Source organism: Rhizobium sp. Leaf453 (assembly GCF_001425605.1).
Lineage (GTDB): Bacteria > Pseudomonadota > Alphaproteobacteria > Rhizobiales > Rhizobiaceae > Pararhizobium.
Genome location: NZ_LMRG01000027.1, coordinates 309,131 through 325,263, shown reverse-complemented (window position 1 = coordinate 325,263; position 16,133 = coordinate 309,131). Strand labels below are relative to the sequence as shown.

Here is a 16,133-nt window from a genome sequence, read left to right as displayed (position 1 = left end):
TGTTTGCGTCGTAATGTGTTCCGTATTAAAGCGGTGCTCAGTCAAATTCAGGAATGTTGACGGTTTGGTAACCTGAATTAAGTCAAAATGAATCAAATCGTGACCATGCGTTGCCCGGCACATGCCGCGGGCTTTGGCGCTCAAGAAACCGGCAGGACAAGATGCAGTTAAGAAAATTCACCATCGCAATCGCACTCATGCTCGCAACTGCCGGTGTCGCTTCGGCGCAATCTCCGACCCGCATCCAGCAGTTCAACGCCTGGGGTGCCTATTCCTACCAGGCAGGCGCCGGCAAGGTCTGCTACGTCCTCTCGGTACCGAAGGAAAAGAGCCCGGCCAATGTCGATCACGGCGACATCTTCTTCCTCGTGTCGCAGCGCCCGGGCCAGAACATCTCCTATGAACCGCAGGCGATGATGGGCTATGCGCTGCAGGAAAACTCCAAGGTGACCGTCACCATCGACGCCAAGGATTTCGTCATGTTCACCAAGGGCAATTCCGCCTGGGTGGAAAATGCTGCCGAAGAGCCGGCTCTCGTCGCCGCGATGAAGAACGGCAAGGCAATGTCGGTCGCCGCCAAGTCGCGCAAGGGCACGCCGACGGCCTATTCCTACTCGCTGTCGGGCATTTCGGCAGCGCTGAAGCAGATCGAGAACTGCAAGTAAGCTCTCTCGGCTTCATTGATGATTTCGAAAGGCCGGCTCGTCCGGCCTTTTGGCGTTAACGCTTTGTCTTTTTGCAAGCCTGCCCTGACCCGCCGGAGGGTGACGCAGGGCAAAAACCATGCTAAAGGCCGCGACAACGATGACCGCGTGGATTGTTCGATGATCCCCTTGCGCGGCAAACGAACTCTGATCTCAGCATTTTACGCATCGTCGGCAGGCACAGGCGCTTGAACGGAACCGTGCGTATCTCGAATATGGGAATGGCGAGAATGGCCGCGACTGAAGCACTCAATCTGGACCGCCCGGTCAAGGCGCCCGTCCGCCCCGGCATGGCCGCTGAAAAGCCGTCGCTGATCGGCCTGTCGCGCGAGGACATGGGCAAGGCGCTGGCCGAGATCGGCGTGCCGCCCAAGCAGGTCAAGATGCGGGTGAGCCAGCTCTGGCACTGGCTCTACGTGCGCGGCGTATCCGATTTCGACCACATGACCAATGTGTCGAAAGACATGCGCGAACTGATGAAGGTGCATTTCACCATCGCGCGGCCGGAAATCGTCGATGAGCAGATCTCCACCGACGGCACACGCAAGTGGCTCCTGCGCTTTCCGGCGCGCGGCGCCGGCCGTCCCGTCGAGATCGAGACCGTCTATATTCCCGAGGAAGGACGCGGCACACTGTGCATCTCCAGCCAGGTCGGCTGCACGCTCACCTGTTCCTTCTGTCATACCGGCACGCAGAAGCTGGTGCGCAACCTGACGGCCGAAGAAATTCTGTCGCAGCTGCTGCTCGCCCGCGACCGGCTGGGCGATTTCCCGGACCGCGACACGCCGGCCGGCGCCATCGTGCCCGCCGATGGGCGCAAGGTCTCCAACATCGTCATGATGGGCATGGGCGAACCGCTCTACAATTTCGACAACGTCAAGACGGCGCTCTTGATCGCCACGGATGGCGACGGCCTTTCGCTGTCGCGTCGCCGGGTCACGCTATCGACCTCCGGCATCGTTCCGGAAATCCTGCGCACCGGCGAGGAAATCGGCGTCATGCTGGCGATCTCGCTGCATGCAGTCCGCGACGACCTGCGCGACATGCTGGTGCCGATCAACAAGAAATACCCGCTGAAGGAATTGCTCGACGCCTGCCGCAAATATCCCGGCCTCTCCAACGCCCGCCGCATCACCTTCGAATATGTGATGCTCGAAGGCGTCAACGACACGCTGGAAGACGCCAAGGAACTGGTGCGCCTCCTGAAGGGCATTCCGGCCAAGATCAACCTGATCCCGTTCAATCCCTGGCCCGGCACGAACTACCAGTGTTCCTCCTGGGAACACATCGAGAAGTTCGCCGATTTCATCAATGCGGCCGGCTATGCCTCGCCGATCCGCACGCCGCGCGGCCGCGACATCCTCGCCGCCTGCGGCCAGCTGAAGTCGGAATCCGAGCGCATGCGCAAGGTCGACCGCATGGCCTTCGAAGCGATGATGATCGCCAATCACGGCGAGGATTGATCAGCATTTTTGATGGATTGCCGACTGCAATTCGATTGATTTAATGGTTCCGCCTTCCTAAGACTGCCCAAAAATCAGTCTTTGGAGGACACCATGCGTTCCATTCTGCTCGCTTTGGCGGCAACCGTTGCTCTTTCCATGCCCGCGCGGGCAGATGACGTTACCGTCGCTGTGACCGCGATCGTCGAACATCCGGCGCTCGATGCCGTGCGTGACGGTGTCAAGGAAGCGCTGGCCGCCGCCGGCTACAAGGAAGGCGAGAACCTGACCTTCCTCTACGAATCGGCGCAGGGCAACCCGGCGACCGCAGCGCAGATCGCCCGCCAGTTCGCTGGCGAAGCGCCGAGCGTGATCGTTCCGATCTCCACCCCCTCTGCGCAGGCTGTCGTTTCCTCGACGCGCGATATCCCGGTGGTCTTCACCGCCGTGTCCGATCCGCTCGGCGCGCAGCTGGTCAAGGACATGGACAAGCCGGGCGGCAACGTCACCGGCCTTTCCGACCTGTCTCCGGTTGCCGAGCATGTCGCGCTGATCAAGGAAATCCTGCCGAACGTGAAGTCGATCGGCTATCTCTACAATTCCGGTGAAGCCAATTCGGTCTCGCTGCTCGCTGTTCTCAAGGCCGAAGCAGAAAAGGCCGGTCTGACCGTTGTCGAATCCGCCGCCACCAAGTCGGCTGAAGTCCAAGGGGCTGCCCGCGCCCTCGTCGGCCGCGCCGACGTCATCTACATTCCGACCGACAACACGATCATTTCGGCGCTGGAAGGCGCTGTCGCCGTTGCCGAGGAGGCCAAGCTGCCGCTCTTCACTGCCGACACCGATTCCGTCGCACGCGGCGCCGTTGCCGCTCTCGGCTTCAACTATCACGATGTCGGCAAGCAGACGGGCGACGTGGTCGTGCGCATCCTGAAGGGCGAAAACCCCGGCGACATCGCCGTGAAGGTCGCCGCCGGCACCGACCTCGTCATCAACAAGGGCGCCGCCACCAAGATGGGCGTCACCTTCCCGGAAAGCGTCCTCGGCCGCGCAACGCGGGTGATTGAGTAAGGTTTTAAACCCCTCCCCACAAGGGGGAGGGACTAGACTGCCGCACTGTCCCACGTCTCAGCGACACCTCGAGCACGGTGACAATTTTGTGTGGCGGTGCGGCTGGGTTAAGCCCCTCCCCCTTGTGGGGAGGGGTTGGGGAGGGGACTTTCGATATATACATCCAACAAGCGCCCCGGTCGAAGATGGGGGCGCTTTCGTGTTATCTGGTAACAGCGTCCTGCGGGGCGGTGACTGAATGAAAGGATCACGGCGGTGAGCCAAATTGCCTTCTGGGGAGCGGTGGAACTGGGGCTCGTCTATGCCTTCGTGGCCATCGGCGTGTTCCTCGCCTTCCGCGTGCTCGACTTCCCTGACCTCACGGTCGATGGCTCGTTTCCGCTGGGCGCCGCCGTCGCTGCCGTGCTGATCATTGCCGGCGTCAATCCGTGGCTTGCCTCTGGCGTTGCGATGGTTGCAGGAGCTGCCGCCGGTATCGTCACGGCGATCCTCAATGTCCGCTTCCGCATCCTCAATCTTCTCGCCTCGATCCTGACGATGATCGCGTTGTTTTCCGTGAACCTGCGCGTCATGGGCAAGCCGAACGTGGCGCTGATCAATGCCGACACGATGCTGTCGCCCTTCTATGGCCTGGGCCTGCGTGACTTCTATGTCCGGCCGCTGTTCGTCGGCATCCTCGCGATCATCGCCGTCATCGCCGTCTGGCGTTTCTTGGAGAGCGATGCCGGCCTTGCCATGCGCGCGACCGGCGCCAATGCGCGGATGGCCCGGGCGCAGGGTGTCGATACCAACCGCCAGATCTATCTCGGCATGGCGATCTCGAACGCGCTCGTGGCGCTTGGCGGCGCGCTGTTTGCCCAGACCAACGGCTTTGCCGATGTGACGTCTGGCGTCGGGACCATCGTCGTCGGCCTGGCCGCCGTGATCATCGGCGAAACGCTGCTCGGCAGCCGCGGCATCCTGATCGCGCTGATCGGCTGCGTGCTCGGCTCGATCCTCTACCGCATCGCCATCCAGCTGGCGCTCTCGACCGACATGCTCGGCCTGCAGGCCTCCGACCTCAACCTGGTCACCGCCGTGCTGGTCACGGTTGCCCTCGTTCTTCCCCGCCTGCGCCGCGGAGGTGCCGCATGATCAAGCTCGACAACATCCAGGTCATCTTCGGCAAGGGAACGCCGCTGCAGAAGCAGGCGCTGAACGGCATCAACCTGACCATCGAGGAAGGCACGTTCGTGACCGTCATCGGCTCCAACGGCGCCGGCAAATCCACCGTGCTCGGCGTTCTCGCCGGCGATGTCATCCCAACGGCCGGCACCGTCACGATCGGCAGCACCGACGTCACCCGCAAGGGCACCGCTGCCCGAGCCGGCCTCGTTGCCCGCGTGTTTCAGGACCCGCTGGCCGGAAGCTGCGGCGCCCTGTCGATCGAGGAAAATCTGGCGCTCGCCGCCCGTCGCGGCGAAAGCCGTGGCCTGACGCCCGCGCTTGGCCCCAAACGCCGCGAGCATTTTCGCGAACGCATCGCCGAACTCAATCTCGGCCTTGAAAACCGCATGAAGGACCGCATGGACCTTTTGTCCGGCGGGCAGCGGCAGGCGGTATCACTGGTCATGGCGACACTCGCCGGCTCCGAAGTCCTGCTGCTGGACGAGCATACGGCGGCACTCGACCCCGGCATGGCCGAGTTCATCATGAACCTGACGCAGAAGATCGTTTTCGACCGCAAGCTGACGGCGCTGATGGTCACCCATTCGATGCGCCAGGCGCTGGATTTCGGCCACCGCACCATCATGCTGCATGCCGGTGAAGTGGTGCTCGATGTCTCCGGAGACAGCCGCAAGACGCTGCAGGTCGAAGACCTCATCGCCATGTTCCGCCGCATTCGCGGCCAGACGCTGGATGATGACGCGCTGCTGATCGGGTAACCGTCGATAATTCGCCTCAATCGGCATCGAGCATAGGGGCCGATCGGGGGGCTGAGATGATTTCACGGCGCATGCTGATGCTGGGCGGATTATGTGCAGGCACCGCGGGGCTTTTGCTGCCGCTGCGCCGTCCGCAGGCCGGGACCACTGCACCTGTCGAGGAATGGGCCGCCAAGCTCGTGACGGCAGCGCGGTCGCAGATTGGCGTCACGCTCGTCTATGATCCCTCCTATACGAAGATCGCCTTTCCGTGTGGCGACGTGCCGCGCGTCAAGGGTGTCTGCACCGATGTGATCGTGCGGGCCTATCGCGACGGACTGAACCTCGACCTGCAGGCGCTGATCAACGCCGACATGCGCCGCGCCTTCAGCGCCTATCCGAAAAACTGGGGTCTGAAAGCGACAGACAGCAATATCGACCACCGCCGCGTGCCGAATCTCAAGACCTTCTTCAAACGCCAGAACGCCGAACAGCCTGTTGGGACCGACGGGCTCGCCTATCTGCCCGGCGACGTCGTCACGCAGATGTTGCCCGGCAACAAGCCGCATATCGCCATCGTCGGCGATGTCTTGGCTGACGACGGAACGCGGCCGCTCTTGATCCACAATATCGGCTGGGGCGCGAAAATGGAGGATATCCTCTTCGCCTTCCCGGTCACCGGACATTACCGCTATCGCGGCGCGGCCAGGTAACGCTGAAACGGTCAGCGCGCGTGCGTGAACAGGATCTTGACCGCAAAGATCGAGAAGACGCCGGCGAAGGTATAGTCGATCGCCCGCATCACGCTCTTCCGGCGCTGCAGCCAGCCCGACAGCCAGTCGGCCGTCAGTATAACCAGCATGTTGACCGGCATGGCCGCGACGATGAAGAAAAAGCCGAGGAACAGCAGCTTCTGCGTGACGGCCGGATCGTTGGCGGTGACGAATTGCGGCAGGAAGGTCATGAAGAAGATGATGACCTTCGGATTGAGCAGGTTGACCCAGAGCCCGGTCGAGATATTGGAAAGCGCGGAAGCGCCGGTGTCGTCGACCTTCTTCACCGTCAGCGTCGAGCCGTAGCGGATCGCCTGCACCGCCAGCCAGAACAGATAGGCCGCACCGCCGGTCTTGAGGATCATGAAGGCCGTGGGCGAGGCGGTGATCAGAGCCGAAATGCCGAAGGCGACCAGCAGCGTATGAACCACGCAGCCGAGGCTGGTGCCGACAACGATGAAGAAGGCGGCCGCCTTGCCCTGCGAAAGCGCCCGGCTGATCGACAAGGTCATGTCCGGCCCCGGCGTCGCCGCCAGAAGCAGGGTCGCCGCGGTAAAGGCAAGAAGGGTCGGCAGGCTGGGCAGGAAATCCATCGGGGGCTCTCAAGGTTTGGAATTCTTGTCTCGATATCACAGCCCGTGCTAGATTGCAGCCTTGGTGACAGCGGGAATTTCCATGGCAAAAAGCGCGCAGATTACCTTGAATGATGAACTCGGCGATTTTGTCGATCGACAGGTTCGCGACGGCAATTATGCCTCGGCAAATGATGTTGTGGAGGCTGGCCTGCGCCTGTTGCGCGAGGACGATGCAAAGCTTGAGGTGCTGAAAGCGGCGCTGATCGAGGGCGAGGAATCGGGCGAGCCAATCGAATTCGATTTCGACAGCTTCCTTCAGCATATGCGCGCGAAACATGCCCCCACGTAAGGGCTACACGCTCCGGCCCGCCGCCCGGCGGGACATGGAGAACATCTGGCTCTACAGTTTTGAGACATGGTCGCTGCAGAAGGCAGATGATTACCTGCGTCAACTCCAGAATGCATTTTCAGCTCTCGCCAATGGCACGAAGATGGGCCGCGACCTGCGGGCCGTTCGGTCCGGCTATTTCTCCAGCACCTGCAATTCGCACTGCATATTCTATCGAAAGACGGCAGCCGGAATCGTCATCGTTCGCATTCTGCATCAGCGAATGGATCCAACACGGCACCTTTGAAACCGCCAGAGCGCCATTTCCCGGCGCGACAAGGCTTGCACGCCCCGGTAATCTCGCTAAAAGTGCCGCAGAATTTTCCTTGGGCGCGATACCGCGCCTTTCGCGACAAGACGGGCAGATTAACATGGCAAAGCAAGTGAAAAAGGTCGTTCTCGCCTATTCCGGCGGTCTCGACACGTCCATCATCCTCAAGTGGCTGCAGACCGAACTCGGTGCTGAAGTCGTGACCTTTACGGCCGATCTCGGCCAGGGCGAGGAACTGGAGCCGGCCCGCAAGAAGGCGGAAATGCTGGGCATCAAGGAAATCTATATCAAGGACGTCCGTGAGGAGTTCGTGAAGGATTTCGTTTTCCCAATGTTCCGCGCCAATGCCGTCTATGAAGGCGTCTACCTGCTCGGCACCTCGATTGCCCGTCCGCTGATCTCCAAGCACCTGATCGAGATCGCCCGCGAAACCGGCGCCGACGCCATCGCCCACGGCGCGACCGGCAAGGGCAACGACCAGGTTCGCTTCGAACTCTCGGCCTATGCGCTGAACCCGGACATCAAGATCATCGCGCCTTGGCGCGACTGGTCGTTCAAGAGCCGTACCGACCTCCTGAACTTCGCGGAAGAGCATCAGATTCCCGTCGCCAAGGACAAGAAGGGCGAGGCACCGTTCTCGGTCGATGCCAATCTCCTGCACTCGTCTTCCGAGGGCAAGGTTCTGGAAGATCCGTCGGTCGAAGCGCCTGAATATGTCCATATGCGCACGATCTCGCCGGAAGCGGCCCCGGACAAGGCAACCATCGTCAAGGTCGGCTTCCGCAAGGGCGATGCCGTCTCGATCGACGGCAAGGAAATGAGCCCGGCATCGATCCTGACCGCACTCAATGCCCTCGGCCGCGACAACGGCATCGGCCGCCTCGATCTCGTCGAAAACCGTTTCGTCGGCATGAAGTCGCGCGGCGTCTACGAAACGCCCGGCGGCACCATCCTGCTCGCCGCCCACCGCGCCATCGAATCCATCACGCTCGACCGTGGTGCAGCTCATCTCAAGGACGAGATCATGCCGCGCTACGCCGAGCTGATCTATTACGGCTTCTGGTTCTCGCCGGAGCGCGAAATGCTGCAGGCCCTGATCGACAAGAGCCAGGAGCATGTCGAAGGCGAAGTGACGCTGAAGCTTTACAAGGGCAATGTCATGACCATCGGCCGCGAGTCACCCAAGTCGCTCTACTCCGACAAGCTCGTCACCTTCGAGGATGACCAGGGCGCCTACGACCAGAAGGACGCCGCCGGCTTCATCAAGCTCAACGCGCTGCGCCTGCGCACGCTGGCTGCGCGCAATCGCGACAAGTAAACCGTTTCCTGCTGACAATAGCCCGCCATTCGTAAGGATGGCGGGCTTTTTTCTTTTGGTATCGAAGATCGTTTGGAAGACTGGGCGGCAAATCCAACCTCCCTCATGCTCGCCCTTGTGGCGGGCATGAGGGAAAGTGGAGGGCTACGCTCCGTCTTCGGAATCAGGCCTTCCTACTCGCCCGCACCATCCAGCGCCGCCCGCCGCGTCAGAGCGGCAAACCGCATGTAGCTCGCCACCGACAGGAACAGCATTGCCGGGATGACCAGGCCGAAGGCGGTGAAGGGCGTGCCGAGCAGCGCTGCCGCCAGGCCGCCGAGGAAACCGCCCATCATCTGGATGAAGCCCACCATGGCCGAGGCCGAGCCGGCGATATGGGGAAAGGACTGCAGCGCCGCCGTCGTCATGTGAGGCGTCAGGAAGGCTATACCGAAGCCGGAAAACGCCACGGGCAGCATCACCGAAAGATAGCTTGGTGCAATGAACTGCACCGATAAGGCAATCAGCAGTCCGCCAGCGCCACAGCAAGCAAGACCGACCCGCACGGAGCCTTCTCCCCCGAGCCTCGCTACAGTCAGCCGCAAACAGACTGAGCCAGCGAAATAGCGCCGGTCTGCATCAGCATACCCATCCCGAAGGCGGTCGGCGTCATACCGACACGATCGATCAGAATGAAGGCAAGCATGGTCGACTGAGCGTAGAGACTGCCGACCGATCCGCCGAGAACAAAGGCGGCGGTAAGGAATCGCGGATCTTGGGCGAGCTCGCGATAAGCCGAGAGAAGCAAACCCGGCCGTACCCTCATTCGATCGGGTATGGTGGTCTCGCGCATAAAGACGAGAACGGCGAAGATGGCGAGAAGCCCGAAGCCGATCAGCAGGAAGAAGATTGCCTGCCAGCCCAAGGCGACGAGCGCCAGCCCACCCAAGGTCGGCGCCATGGCCGGGCCGATCGCCAGCATGATGCCGATCAGGTTCATGATACGCGAAGCCTCAGCACCGACGAACTGGTCGCGAACCATCGCCCGCGCGACCGTCATACCCACCGACGCGCCGACACCCTGGATCAGCCGGCCGGCCAGCAGCCACTCGACGGAGGGTGCAAAGGCGCAGACCAGGCTGCCGAGCAGGTTGATCCCGACGAAGGCCAGCGTGGCATTCTTTCGTCCGAAGGCATCGGACATCGGCCCGGCGATCAGTTGCGCGACCGAGAAACCGCCGAAATAGACCGACAGCGTCAACTTGATCATTGATTCCGTCGTTCCGAAGGCCTGTACCAGCTCCGGCATGGCCGGCGTGTAGATCGACATGGAGATCGGCCCCAGCGTCGCCAGCAGCGCACCAAGCATGCTGGTGCGGCGTTCACTCATGCGGAGGCTCATTCGGCAGTCTTTCGGCTGGCGCCGCGATCGATTTGATGCAGGTTGTCGCGCAGGCCCATGAGGCTTTGCCGCAGCGCCTCGCGCGCATCGGCATCCAGCCCTTCGGTGACTTCTTCCATCAGGGCACGGACATTGTCGCGGATGTTAAGGAGCAGTGGATCGGCTTTTTCGGTGACAACGACATTCTTGGCCCGGCGATCGCAGGGATCGGCGACACGCTCGACGAGGCCAAGCCCTTCGAGCCGGTCGAGATAGGTCGAGAGCGTCATTGGCTCGATGCCCATGCGGATGGCGATATCCGCCTGCTTGATGCCTTCAGTTGCTCCGACCTGGATCAAGGCGCGCGCCTCCCCCGGCGTCACACCCAGTGCTGCCGCCGTGATTCGCCGGTCGAAGGCCCCGCGCAAGAGGCGCGAGACATCCGTGAGCAGCATGCCGATCGTATCGGTTTCAAGTCTGACAGCCATGGGGACACATCGGCGGGATTGATCGTAAGTTTTACTTATCATCTACCGGATAGGCCAGCAAGTTTTCCGCCAGAACGACAGTTAAAGCTAATAAATTGATCACGAAAATATCACGCCGATGCACGCGCAATGACAACGCTGTGCATCGCGGACGCGTGAATGGACCGTGTTGGTGCGGCCGGCGCACATTCCGGGCCAGGAGCAATTACGCTCCTCAATTCACTGGGAGAGAAAACATGTTCAAGACAATTCTGGCCGCTACCGCTCTGGTTTCCATTCTGTCGGCTCCGGCCTTCGCCGCCGGCATGACCGCCTGCGACGACGCCTCCATCATGAAGACCGAGGAGATGGCCAAGGGCATGACCGATCCGATGAAGAAGGACGCGATGATGATGGCCATGCAGGAAGTCGACAGCGCCAAGATGGCGATGAAAGACGGCAAGATGGACGACTGCTCCATGCATCTCGACAATGCCATGAAGGCGACGGAAGCGAAGTAGGCTTCGCATCTTATGCGGCGGGGCCTCACCGGTCCTGCCGCATCTTGACGGAATCATCGCCGCAGGGTCGAATGGCTGATCGTCGCGAGGAGATTCCATGACGCAGACCCTGCTTTTCGGCGCCTTCATGGCTGCCCTTCTCTACGTTCTCATTCCGGGTCCCGCCTTCCTTGCCCTGCTTGGCATTGGTGCCGGACAGGGCCGCAAGGCGGGCGCGCTGTTCATGGGCGGGCACCTGGCCGGCGACCTCCTGTGGTCGGCGCTGGCGCTTGTCGCGATCGTCGGCGCCAAGACCATCGGCAGCACGGTGTTCGACGTTCTCGGCCTGCTCTGCGGCTTCTATCTCGCCTGGATCGGCTGGTCGGCGCTGCGCGCCAAGCCGCGCGGTGAAAACCAGCCGCTGATAACCGTCGAGCGGCCGTATCGTCGCGGCCTGATCTTCGGGCTGACCAATCCCAAAGGCTATCCCGTGGCGCTCGCCACCTTCACCGCCCTGCTGGCCGGCTCCTCCAACGCGCTCGATTTCGATGCTTTGCCGGCGCTTCTCGGCGTTTCCTTCCTCGGCTTCCTCGTTGCCGATGTCATCCTGATCGGCATCATCGGCGCTTCCGTGGTGCGGCGCTTCTACCGCCGTCATGAACTGGCGATCGTGCGTCTGTCGGGTCTCCTGTTCATGGGCTTTGCGGTTCAGGCGATCTGGCATGCGGCACCGGGCCTTTTCGGTTTCCGGAAGCCTTGATCGAAAAGGCGATCAGGCCCATCTGCCCATCTTGATATGTCCACAATCGCTGCCGACAACATCGGCAGCATCCGCCGTTTCGGCGGCCAGAGACGATATGCGAAAGGATTTCCCCATGACTTCGAGCCCCGCGCTGAACCCCGCCGTCACCGACTGGAACGGCCCGGACGGCCTGCCACGCTTCGAGGCGGTGAATGACGGCGACTTCGCTGCATCGTTCGAAGCCGCGCTTGCGGAACACGAACAGGAAATCGACGCGATCGCCGGCAATTCGGATGCCCCGACCTTCGATAACACCATTGTCGCGCTGGAAATCGCCGGCGATGCGCTGTCGCGGGTGTCGTCGCTGTTCTGGAACCGGGCGGGTGCGCACACCAACGATACGATCCAGGCGCTGGAGCGGGATATCTCGCCCAAGATGTCGCGGCACTATTCGAAGATCGGCATGAATGCTGCCCTGTTCGCCCGGATCGATACGCTCTGGGAAGGCCGCGAAAAGCTCGGCCTGACGCTGGAGCAGACACGCGTGCTGGAGCGCCACTGGAAGGGTTTCGTCAAATCCGGCGCCAAGCTGCCGAAGGCGGAACAGGAGAAGCTGGCCGGCATCAACGAGAAGCTGGCCGGCCTCAGCACGCGATTCGGCCAGAATGTGCTCGCTGACGAAAAAGGCTGGTCGCTGATCCTGTCCGACGCGCAGGAACTCGTAGGGCTTCCGGACTTCCTCAAGGACGCCATGGCCTCGGCTGCGCGCGAACGCGGAGAGGACGGCAAATATGCCGTGACCTTGTCGCGCTCGATCATTGAGCCGTTCCTCACCTTCTCGGAACGGCGCGACCTGCGCGAACAGGCGTTCAAGGCCTGGGTCGCCCGTGGCGAGAACGCCGGCGAAACCGACAATCGCGGCGTCATCCGCGAGACGCTGGCCCTGCGCAGCGAGATGGCCGGCCTGCTCGGTTATGGCAACTTTGCAGAACTGAAGCTCGACAACACGATGGCGAAGACGCCGGCGGCGGTGAACGAGCTTCTGCACGCCGTCTGGAAAAAGGCGGTGAAGCGCGCCCGCGAGGAAGAGACCGATATTGCCAAACTCATTGCCGATGACGGCAAGAACCATGACGTCATGCCGTGGGACTGGCGCTTCTACGCCGAGCGCATCCGCGCGCAGAGGTTCAATTTCTCAGAAGCCGAGTTGAAGCCCTATCTGCAGCTCGAAAAGATCATCGAAGCCTGCTTCGACGTCGCCCACCGGCTTTTCGGCCTCAAGGCGGTCGAGAAGAAGGGCATCGTTGCCTATCATCCGGACGTGCGGGTCTACGAGATCCGAGATGCCGGCGACACGCTCGTCGCCCTGTTCATGGGTGACTATTTCGCCCGCAGTTCGAAGCGGTCCGGCGCCTGGATGAGCGCCTTCCAGTCGCAGCACAAGCTGCCGCTCAAGAACGGCCGCAAGGGCGAACTGCCGATCATCTACAATGTCTGCAACTTCGCCAAGCCGGCCGAGGGCAAGCCGGCGCTCCTGTCGCTGGACGATGCCCGCACGCTGTTCCACGAATTCGGCCACGCCCTGCACGGCATGCTCTCGGATGTCACCTATCCGTCGGTCTCCGGCACGTCCGTGTCGCGCGATTTCGTCGAACTGCCCTCGCAGCTCTATGAGCACTGGCTGACGGTTCCGGCGATCCTCAAGCAATATGCTGTGCATTTCCAGACCGGCGAGCCGATGCCGCAGGCCCTGCTCGACAAGGTGCTGGCCGCGCGCACCTTCAATGCCGGCTTCAACACAGTGGAGTTCACCTCCTCGGCGATCGTCGACATGGAGTTCCACACCCGCGGCGCGGTCGAAGATCCGATGGCGGTGCAGGCGGAGGTGCTGGCCGAACTCGACATCCCGAAATCGCTGGTGATGCGCCATGCATCGCCGCATTTCCAGCACATCTTCGCTGGCGGTTATTCGGCCGGTTACTATTCCTACATGTGGTCGGAAGTGCTGGATGCCGACGCGTTTGCCGCCTTCGAGGAAACCGGTGACGCCTTCAACACCGAAATGGCGAAGAAGCTCAGGGACAACATCTATTCCGTCGGCGGCGCCATCGACCCGGAAGACGCCTACAAGGCCTTCCGCGGCAAGCTGCCGAGCCCGGATGCGATGCTGGCCAAGAAGGGCCTAGCGATGATGGAGGAACTGGCTGGTTCGGACGCCTGAGGACGATTAATCCTCGTCGCGCAACCTGTCGCTGATGCTGGTGAGATCCTCGTGCAGCCGCACGGGGATGTCCATCCGATCATGCAGGATGGCCATGATACCGATCTTGCCGCTTGGAAGCTCCCGGAAGAACAGGAAGTGGCGCTCGTAGCGGCTGAAGAACGCTTCTGTCCTCAAGTCGGTGGGGATGACGAGATCGCGGGGCAATTTGCGCCAAAGACTTCTCGTTTCCGACAATTTCTGCAAATGGGTGTGCAGGCCGGTCATATAGGTGACGGCCTGCGCCTTGCCCCATTGCTCCACCGTATCTGCCCAGATGCGGTCCTGCGCCGCGTCCGCCGGCGGATAGAACAGGTATCCGCTCATCCTATCGGCTTGTATTGCGGCGTATGACGTCTTCCGCCGAGACCGCGACATAGTCGGTCTCTTCAGCCCTCAAAGCCGGTTCCAGTTTTCTCTGCAGCCAGTCCCAGGCTTCCGTGCGGCCCTGCAGGTCGCGGCGGATCAGGGCGCGGATGTACTCACTGGCATTTTCATAGATGCCATCCTCGCCGATCTGCTGCTGGACATGCGCCTGCAAAGGACCTGTAACCCGCACATGGATGCTTTCGGAAGCCATGACCATTCTCCGTTAAACACGATCAGACTGCTTGGCGTGTACGATATTGTCAATAAACATCACAGTCGCCCCAACAGTCACCAATCGGTCACCAAACCGTTGGAATAGATTCACGCAACTGTAAACGAACTGACACCGGCTTCGCCAAAGGTCCGGCTCGGGATTCACCTGATTCCCCGAGATTGGACCGGAGGCGGATTTGGCCACATTTCAGGATACAGTGACGCGCCGTTCGTTCCTGCTTTCGGCAGGTGCTGCCGGCTTTGCGGCGACATCCGTGCTGGCAACACCTTTCTATGCGCGCAATTTCGGAAGGCCGGTCTTTACCCATGGCATCCAGTCCGGCGATGTCGATACCAAATCTGGAATGATCTGGACGCGGGCAGACCGCCCGTCGCGCATAGCGGTCGAATATTCGACGACCGAAAGCTTTTCCGCACCCGTCCGACTGCCGTCCGTCGATGCGCTTCCCGGCAGCGATTTCGCGGTGAAGGTGTTGCTCGACGAACTTCTGCCGGATCAGGACATTTTCTACCGCTTCACCGCGACCGATCTCTATGACAGCAACAGCGTGTCCGAGCCGATCACCGGGAGGTTCCGCACCGGACCGCTGCGCCGCCGCTCCGTCCGCTTCGTCTGGTCGGGCGATACTGCAGGGCAAGGCTGGGGCATCGACGATGTCGGCATGAAGACCTATTCGACCATGCAGTTGCACGAGCCGGATTTCTTCATCCATTCCGGCGACACGATCTATGCCGACAATCCGATTCCCGACGAGATCACGCTGAGGGATGGAACGATCTGGAAGAACAGGATCGTCACGCCGGAAAAGCGCGAGGTGGCGCGCACGCTCGACGAATATCGCGGCCAGTGGAAATACAATCTGCTCGACGACCATGTGCGCGCCATGAACGCCGTCTGCCCGACCTTCTACCAGTGGGACGATCATGAGGTGTTGAACAACTGGTCGGCCTCGACGGACTTGAGGGACGATCCGCGTTATCCCGACAAGGACGTCTCGGTCTATGCCGACCGCGCCATGCGGGCCTTCCAGGAAATGACGCCGATTCGCACCATCGCCGCACAACCAGGCCGCATCTTCCGCAAAATCCCCTATGGCCGGTTGCTGGACGTGTTCTTCGTCGATTTGCGCTCCTACCGTGACGCGAACCAGGGCGGTGGGGACGAACTGTTCGGCTGGCGGCAGGCGGACTGGCTGAAGCGGGAGCTTGCCGCATCCAAGGCCACCTGGAAGGTGATCGCCTGCGACATGCCGATCGGCCTCGTCGTCTGGGACGATTTCAGCCATCGCCGGGGATCGGACGCGATTGCCAATGGCGATAACGGAGCGCCAACCGGACGTGAAACGGAATTCGCCGACATTCTCCGTTTCATCCGGGACAATGCCATTCAGAACATCATCTGGCTGACCGCCGACGTGCATTATACCGCCGCCCACCATTACGATCCGGCCCGCGCCGCCTTCAAGGACTTCCTGCCCTTCTGGGAATTCGTCTCCGGCCCGCTGCATTCCGGCACCTACGGCCCGAAGGAACTGGACATGACGTTCGGCCCGGATGTGCGGTTCATCAAGGCATCCGGCACCGGCATCGACCAGAACCTGCCGCCCTCCGCCGGCCTGCAATTCTTCGGTCTGGTCGATATCAATGGCCAGACGGAGCAGATGACGGTGCGGCTGATGGACAGGGAAGACCGCGAACTCTGGCAGATCACGCTTGATCCCGCCGGAAATTCGGTCTGAAACCGCCCATGGATTTACC

The 16,133-nt window shown here is 61.5% G+C and carries 17 protein-coding genes and 1 pseudogene; 13 read left to right on the top strand and 5 right to left on the bottom strand.

Annotated elements, in window-relative coordinates; genetic code table 11:
• Positions 1 to 161: 161 nt before the first annotated feature.
• From ASG68_RS24740 to ASG68_RS24715, 6 genes are all read left to right on the top strand, one after another.
• A complete protein-coding gene (locus tag ASG68_RS24740) occupies positions 162 to 665 on the top strand; it encodes an invasion associated locus B family protein (protein ID WP_062586405.1) in 504 nt (167 codons plus the stop codon).
• Between the two features lie 269 nt (positions 666 to 934).
• A complete protein-coding gene (gene rlmN / locus ASG68_RS24735) occupies positions 935 to 2,167 on the top strand; it encodes a 23S rRNA (adenine(2503)-C(2))-methyltransferase RlmN (protein ID WP_062586403.1) in 1,233 nt (410 codons plus the stop codon).
• 93 nt (positions 2,168 to 2,260) lie between these two features.
• The gene (locus ASG68_RS24730; protein ID WP_062586400.1) at positions 2,261 to 3,214 is read left to right on the top strand and encodes an ABC transporter substrate-binding protein; all 954 of its coding nucleotides are present in this window, start codon (positions 2,261 to 2,263) and stop codon (positions 3,212 to 3,214) included.
• Positions 3,215 to 3,469: 255 nt separating this feature from the next.
• On the top strand, positions 3,470 to 4,348 hold the full coding sequence (locus ASG68_RS24725; RefSeq protein WP_062586397.1) for an ABC transporter permease: 879 nt from the start codon (positions 3,470 to 3,472) through the stop codon (positions 4,346 to 4,348).
• On the top strand, positions 4,345 to 5,139 hold the full coding sequence (locus ASG68_RS24720) for an ABC transporter ATP-binding protein (RefSeq protein WP_062586394.1): 795 nt from the start codon (positions 4,345 to 4,347) through the stop codon (positions 5,137 to 5,139). Before ASG68_RS24725 ends, ASG68_RS24720 begins: the two co-directional genes overlap by 4 nt.
• Positions 5,140 to 5,195: 56 nt before the next feature.
• Positions 5,196 to 5,831, top strand: a complete 636-nt coding sequence (locus ASG68_RS24715) for a DUF1287 domain-containing protein (RefSeq protein ID WP_062586392.1) — start codon at positions 5,196 to 5,198, stop codon at positions 5,829 to 5,831.
• An 11-nt stretch (positions 5,832 to 5,842) separates the two neighbouring features.
• Here the strand turns inward: ASG68_RS24715 and ASG68_RS24710 are convergent, their stop codons facing one another.
• Complete coding sequence (locus tag ASG68_RS24710) at positions 5,843 to 6,484, bottom strand: LysE family translocator (RefSeq protein ID WP_062586389.1); 642 nt, start codon at positions 6,482 to 6,484, stop codon at positions 5,843 to 5,845.
• 82 nt (positions 6,485 to 6,566) lie between these two features.
• Between ASG68_RS24710 and ASG68_RS24705 the strand changes: the two genes are divergently transcribed.
• The 3 genes from ASG68_RS24705 (at position 6,567) to ASG68_RS24695 (ending at position 8,443) form a co-directional block, all read left to right on the top strand.
• Positions 6,567 to 6,815, top strand: coding sequence for a type II toxin-antitoxin system ParD family antitoxin (locus tag ASG68_RS24705; protein WP_062586387.1), 249 nt, complete (start codon positions 6,567 to 6,569; stop codon positions 6,813 to 6,815).
• Positions 6,802 to 7,101, top strand: a complete 300-nt coding sequence (locus tag ASG68_RS24700) for a type II toxin-antitoxin system RelE/ParE family toxin (RefSeq protein ID WP_062586385.1) — start codon at positions 6,802 to 6,804, stop codon at positions 7,099 to 7,101. Before ASG68_RS24705 ends, ASG68_RS24700 begins: the two co-directional genes overlap by 14 nt.
• Positions 7,102 to 7,225: 124 nt before the next feature.
• A complete protein-coding gene (locus ASG68_RS24695; protein WP_062586383.1) occupies positions 7,226 to 8,443 on the top strand; it encodes an argininosuccinate synthase in 1,218 nt (405 codons plus the stop codon).
• Positions 8,444 to 8,616: 173 nt separating this feature from the next.
• Here the strand turns inward: ASG68_RS24695 and ASG68_RS24690 are convergent.
• Positions 8,617 to 9,812: pseudogene (locus ASG68_RS24690) on the bottom strand (multidrug effflux MFS transporter).
• Between the two features lie 8 nt (positions 9,813 to 9,820).
• Complete coding sequence (locus ASG68_RS24685; protein ID WP_062586381.1) at positions 9,821 to 10,291, bottom strand: MarR family winged helix-turn-helix transcriptional regulator; 471 nt, start codon at positions 10,289 to 10,291, stop codon at positions 9,821 to 9,823.
• Positions 10,292 to 10,527: 236 nt separating this feature from the next.
• On the opposite strand from ASG68_RS24685, the gene ASG68_RS24680 reads away from it, so the two are divergent.
• From ASG68_RS24680 to ASG68_RS24670, 3 genes are all read left to right on the top strand, one after another.
• Positions 10,528 to 10,791, top strand: coding sequence for a hypothetical protein (locus ASG68_RS24680; protein WP_062586378.1), 264 nt, complete (start codon positions 10,528 to 10,530; stop codon positions 10,789 to 10,791).
• A gap of 97 nt (positions 10,792 to 10,888) precedes the next feature.
• Positions 10,889 to 11,530 carry a LysE family translocator gene (locus ASG68_RS24675; protein WP_062586375.1) on the top strand — a complete coding sequence of 214 codons (642 nt, stop codon included), beginning with the start codon at positions 10,889 to 10,891 and terminating at the stop codon, positions 11,528 to 11,530.
• 115 nt (positions 11,531 to 11,645) lie between these two features.
• Positions 11,646 to 13,733: a M3 family metallopeptidase gene (locus tag ASG68_RS24670; RefSeq protein ID WP_062586373.1), complete on the top strand. Its 2,088-nt coding sequence runs from the start codon at positions 11,646 to 11,648 to the stop codon at positions 13,731 to 13,733.
• Positions 13,734 to 13,739: 6 nt separating this feature from the next.
• Here the strand turns inward: ASG68_RS24670 and ASG68_RS24665 are convergent, their stop codons facing one another.
• Together ASG68_RS24665 and ASG68_RS24660 are read right to left on the bottom strand one after the other, a co-directional pair.
• Positions 13,740 to 14,099 (bottom strand): type II toxin-antitoxin system RelE/ParE family toxin, encoded by a 360-nt coding sequence (locus ASG68_RS24665; protein ID WP_062586371.1) that lies wholly within the window; start codon positions 14,097 to 14,099, stop codon positions 13,740 to 13,742.
• A 1-nt stretch (position 14,100) separates the two neighbouring features.
• The gene (locus ASG68_RS24660) at positions 14,101 to 14,352 is read right to left on the bottom strand and encodes a type II toxin-antitoxin system ParD family antitoxin (protein WP_062586369.1); all 252 of its coding nucleotides are present in this window, start codon (positions 14,350 to 14,352) and stop codon (positions 14,101 to 14,103) included.
• Between the two features lie 199 nt (positions 14,353 to 14,551).
• Between ASG68_RS24660 and ASG68_RS24655 the strand changes: the two genes are divergently transcribed.
• On the top strand, positions 14,552 to 16,114 hold the full coding sequence (locus ASG68_RS24655; protein ID WP_062586366.1) for an alkaline phosphatase D family protein: 1,563 nt from the start codon (positions 14,552 to 14,554) through the stop codon (positions 16,112 to 16,114).
• The last annotated feature ends 19 nt before the right edge of the window (positions 16,115 to 16,133 follow it).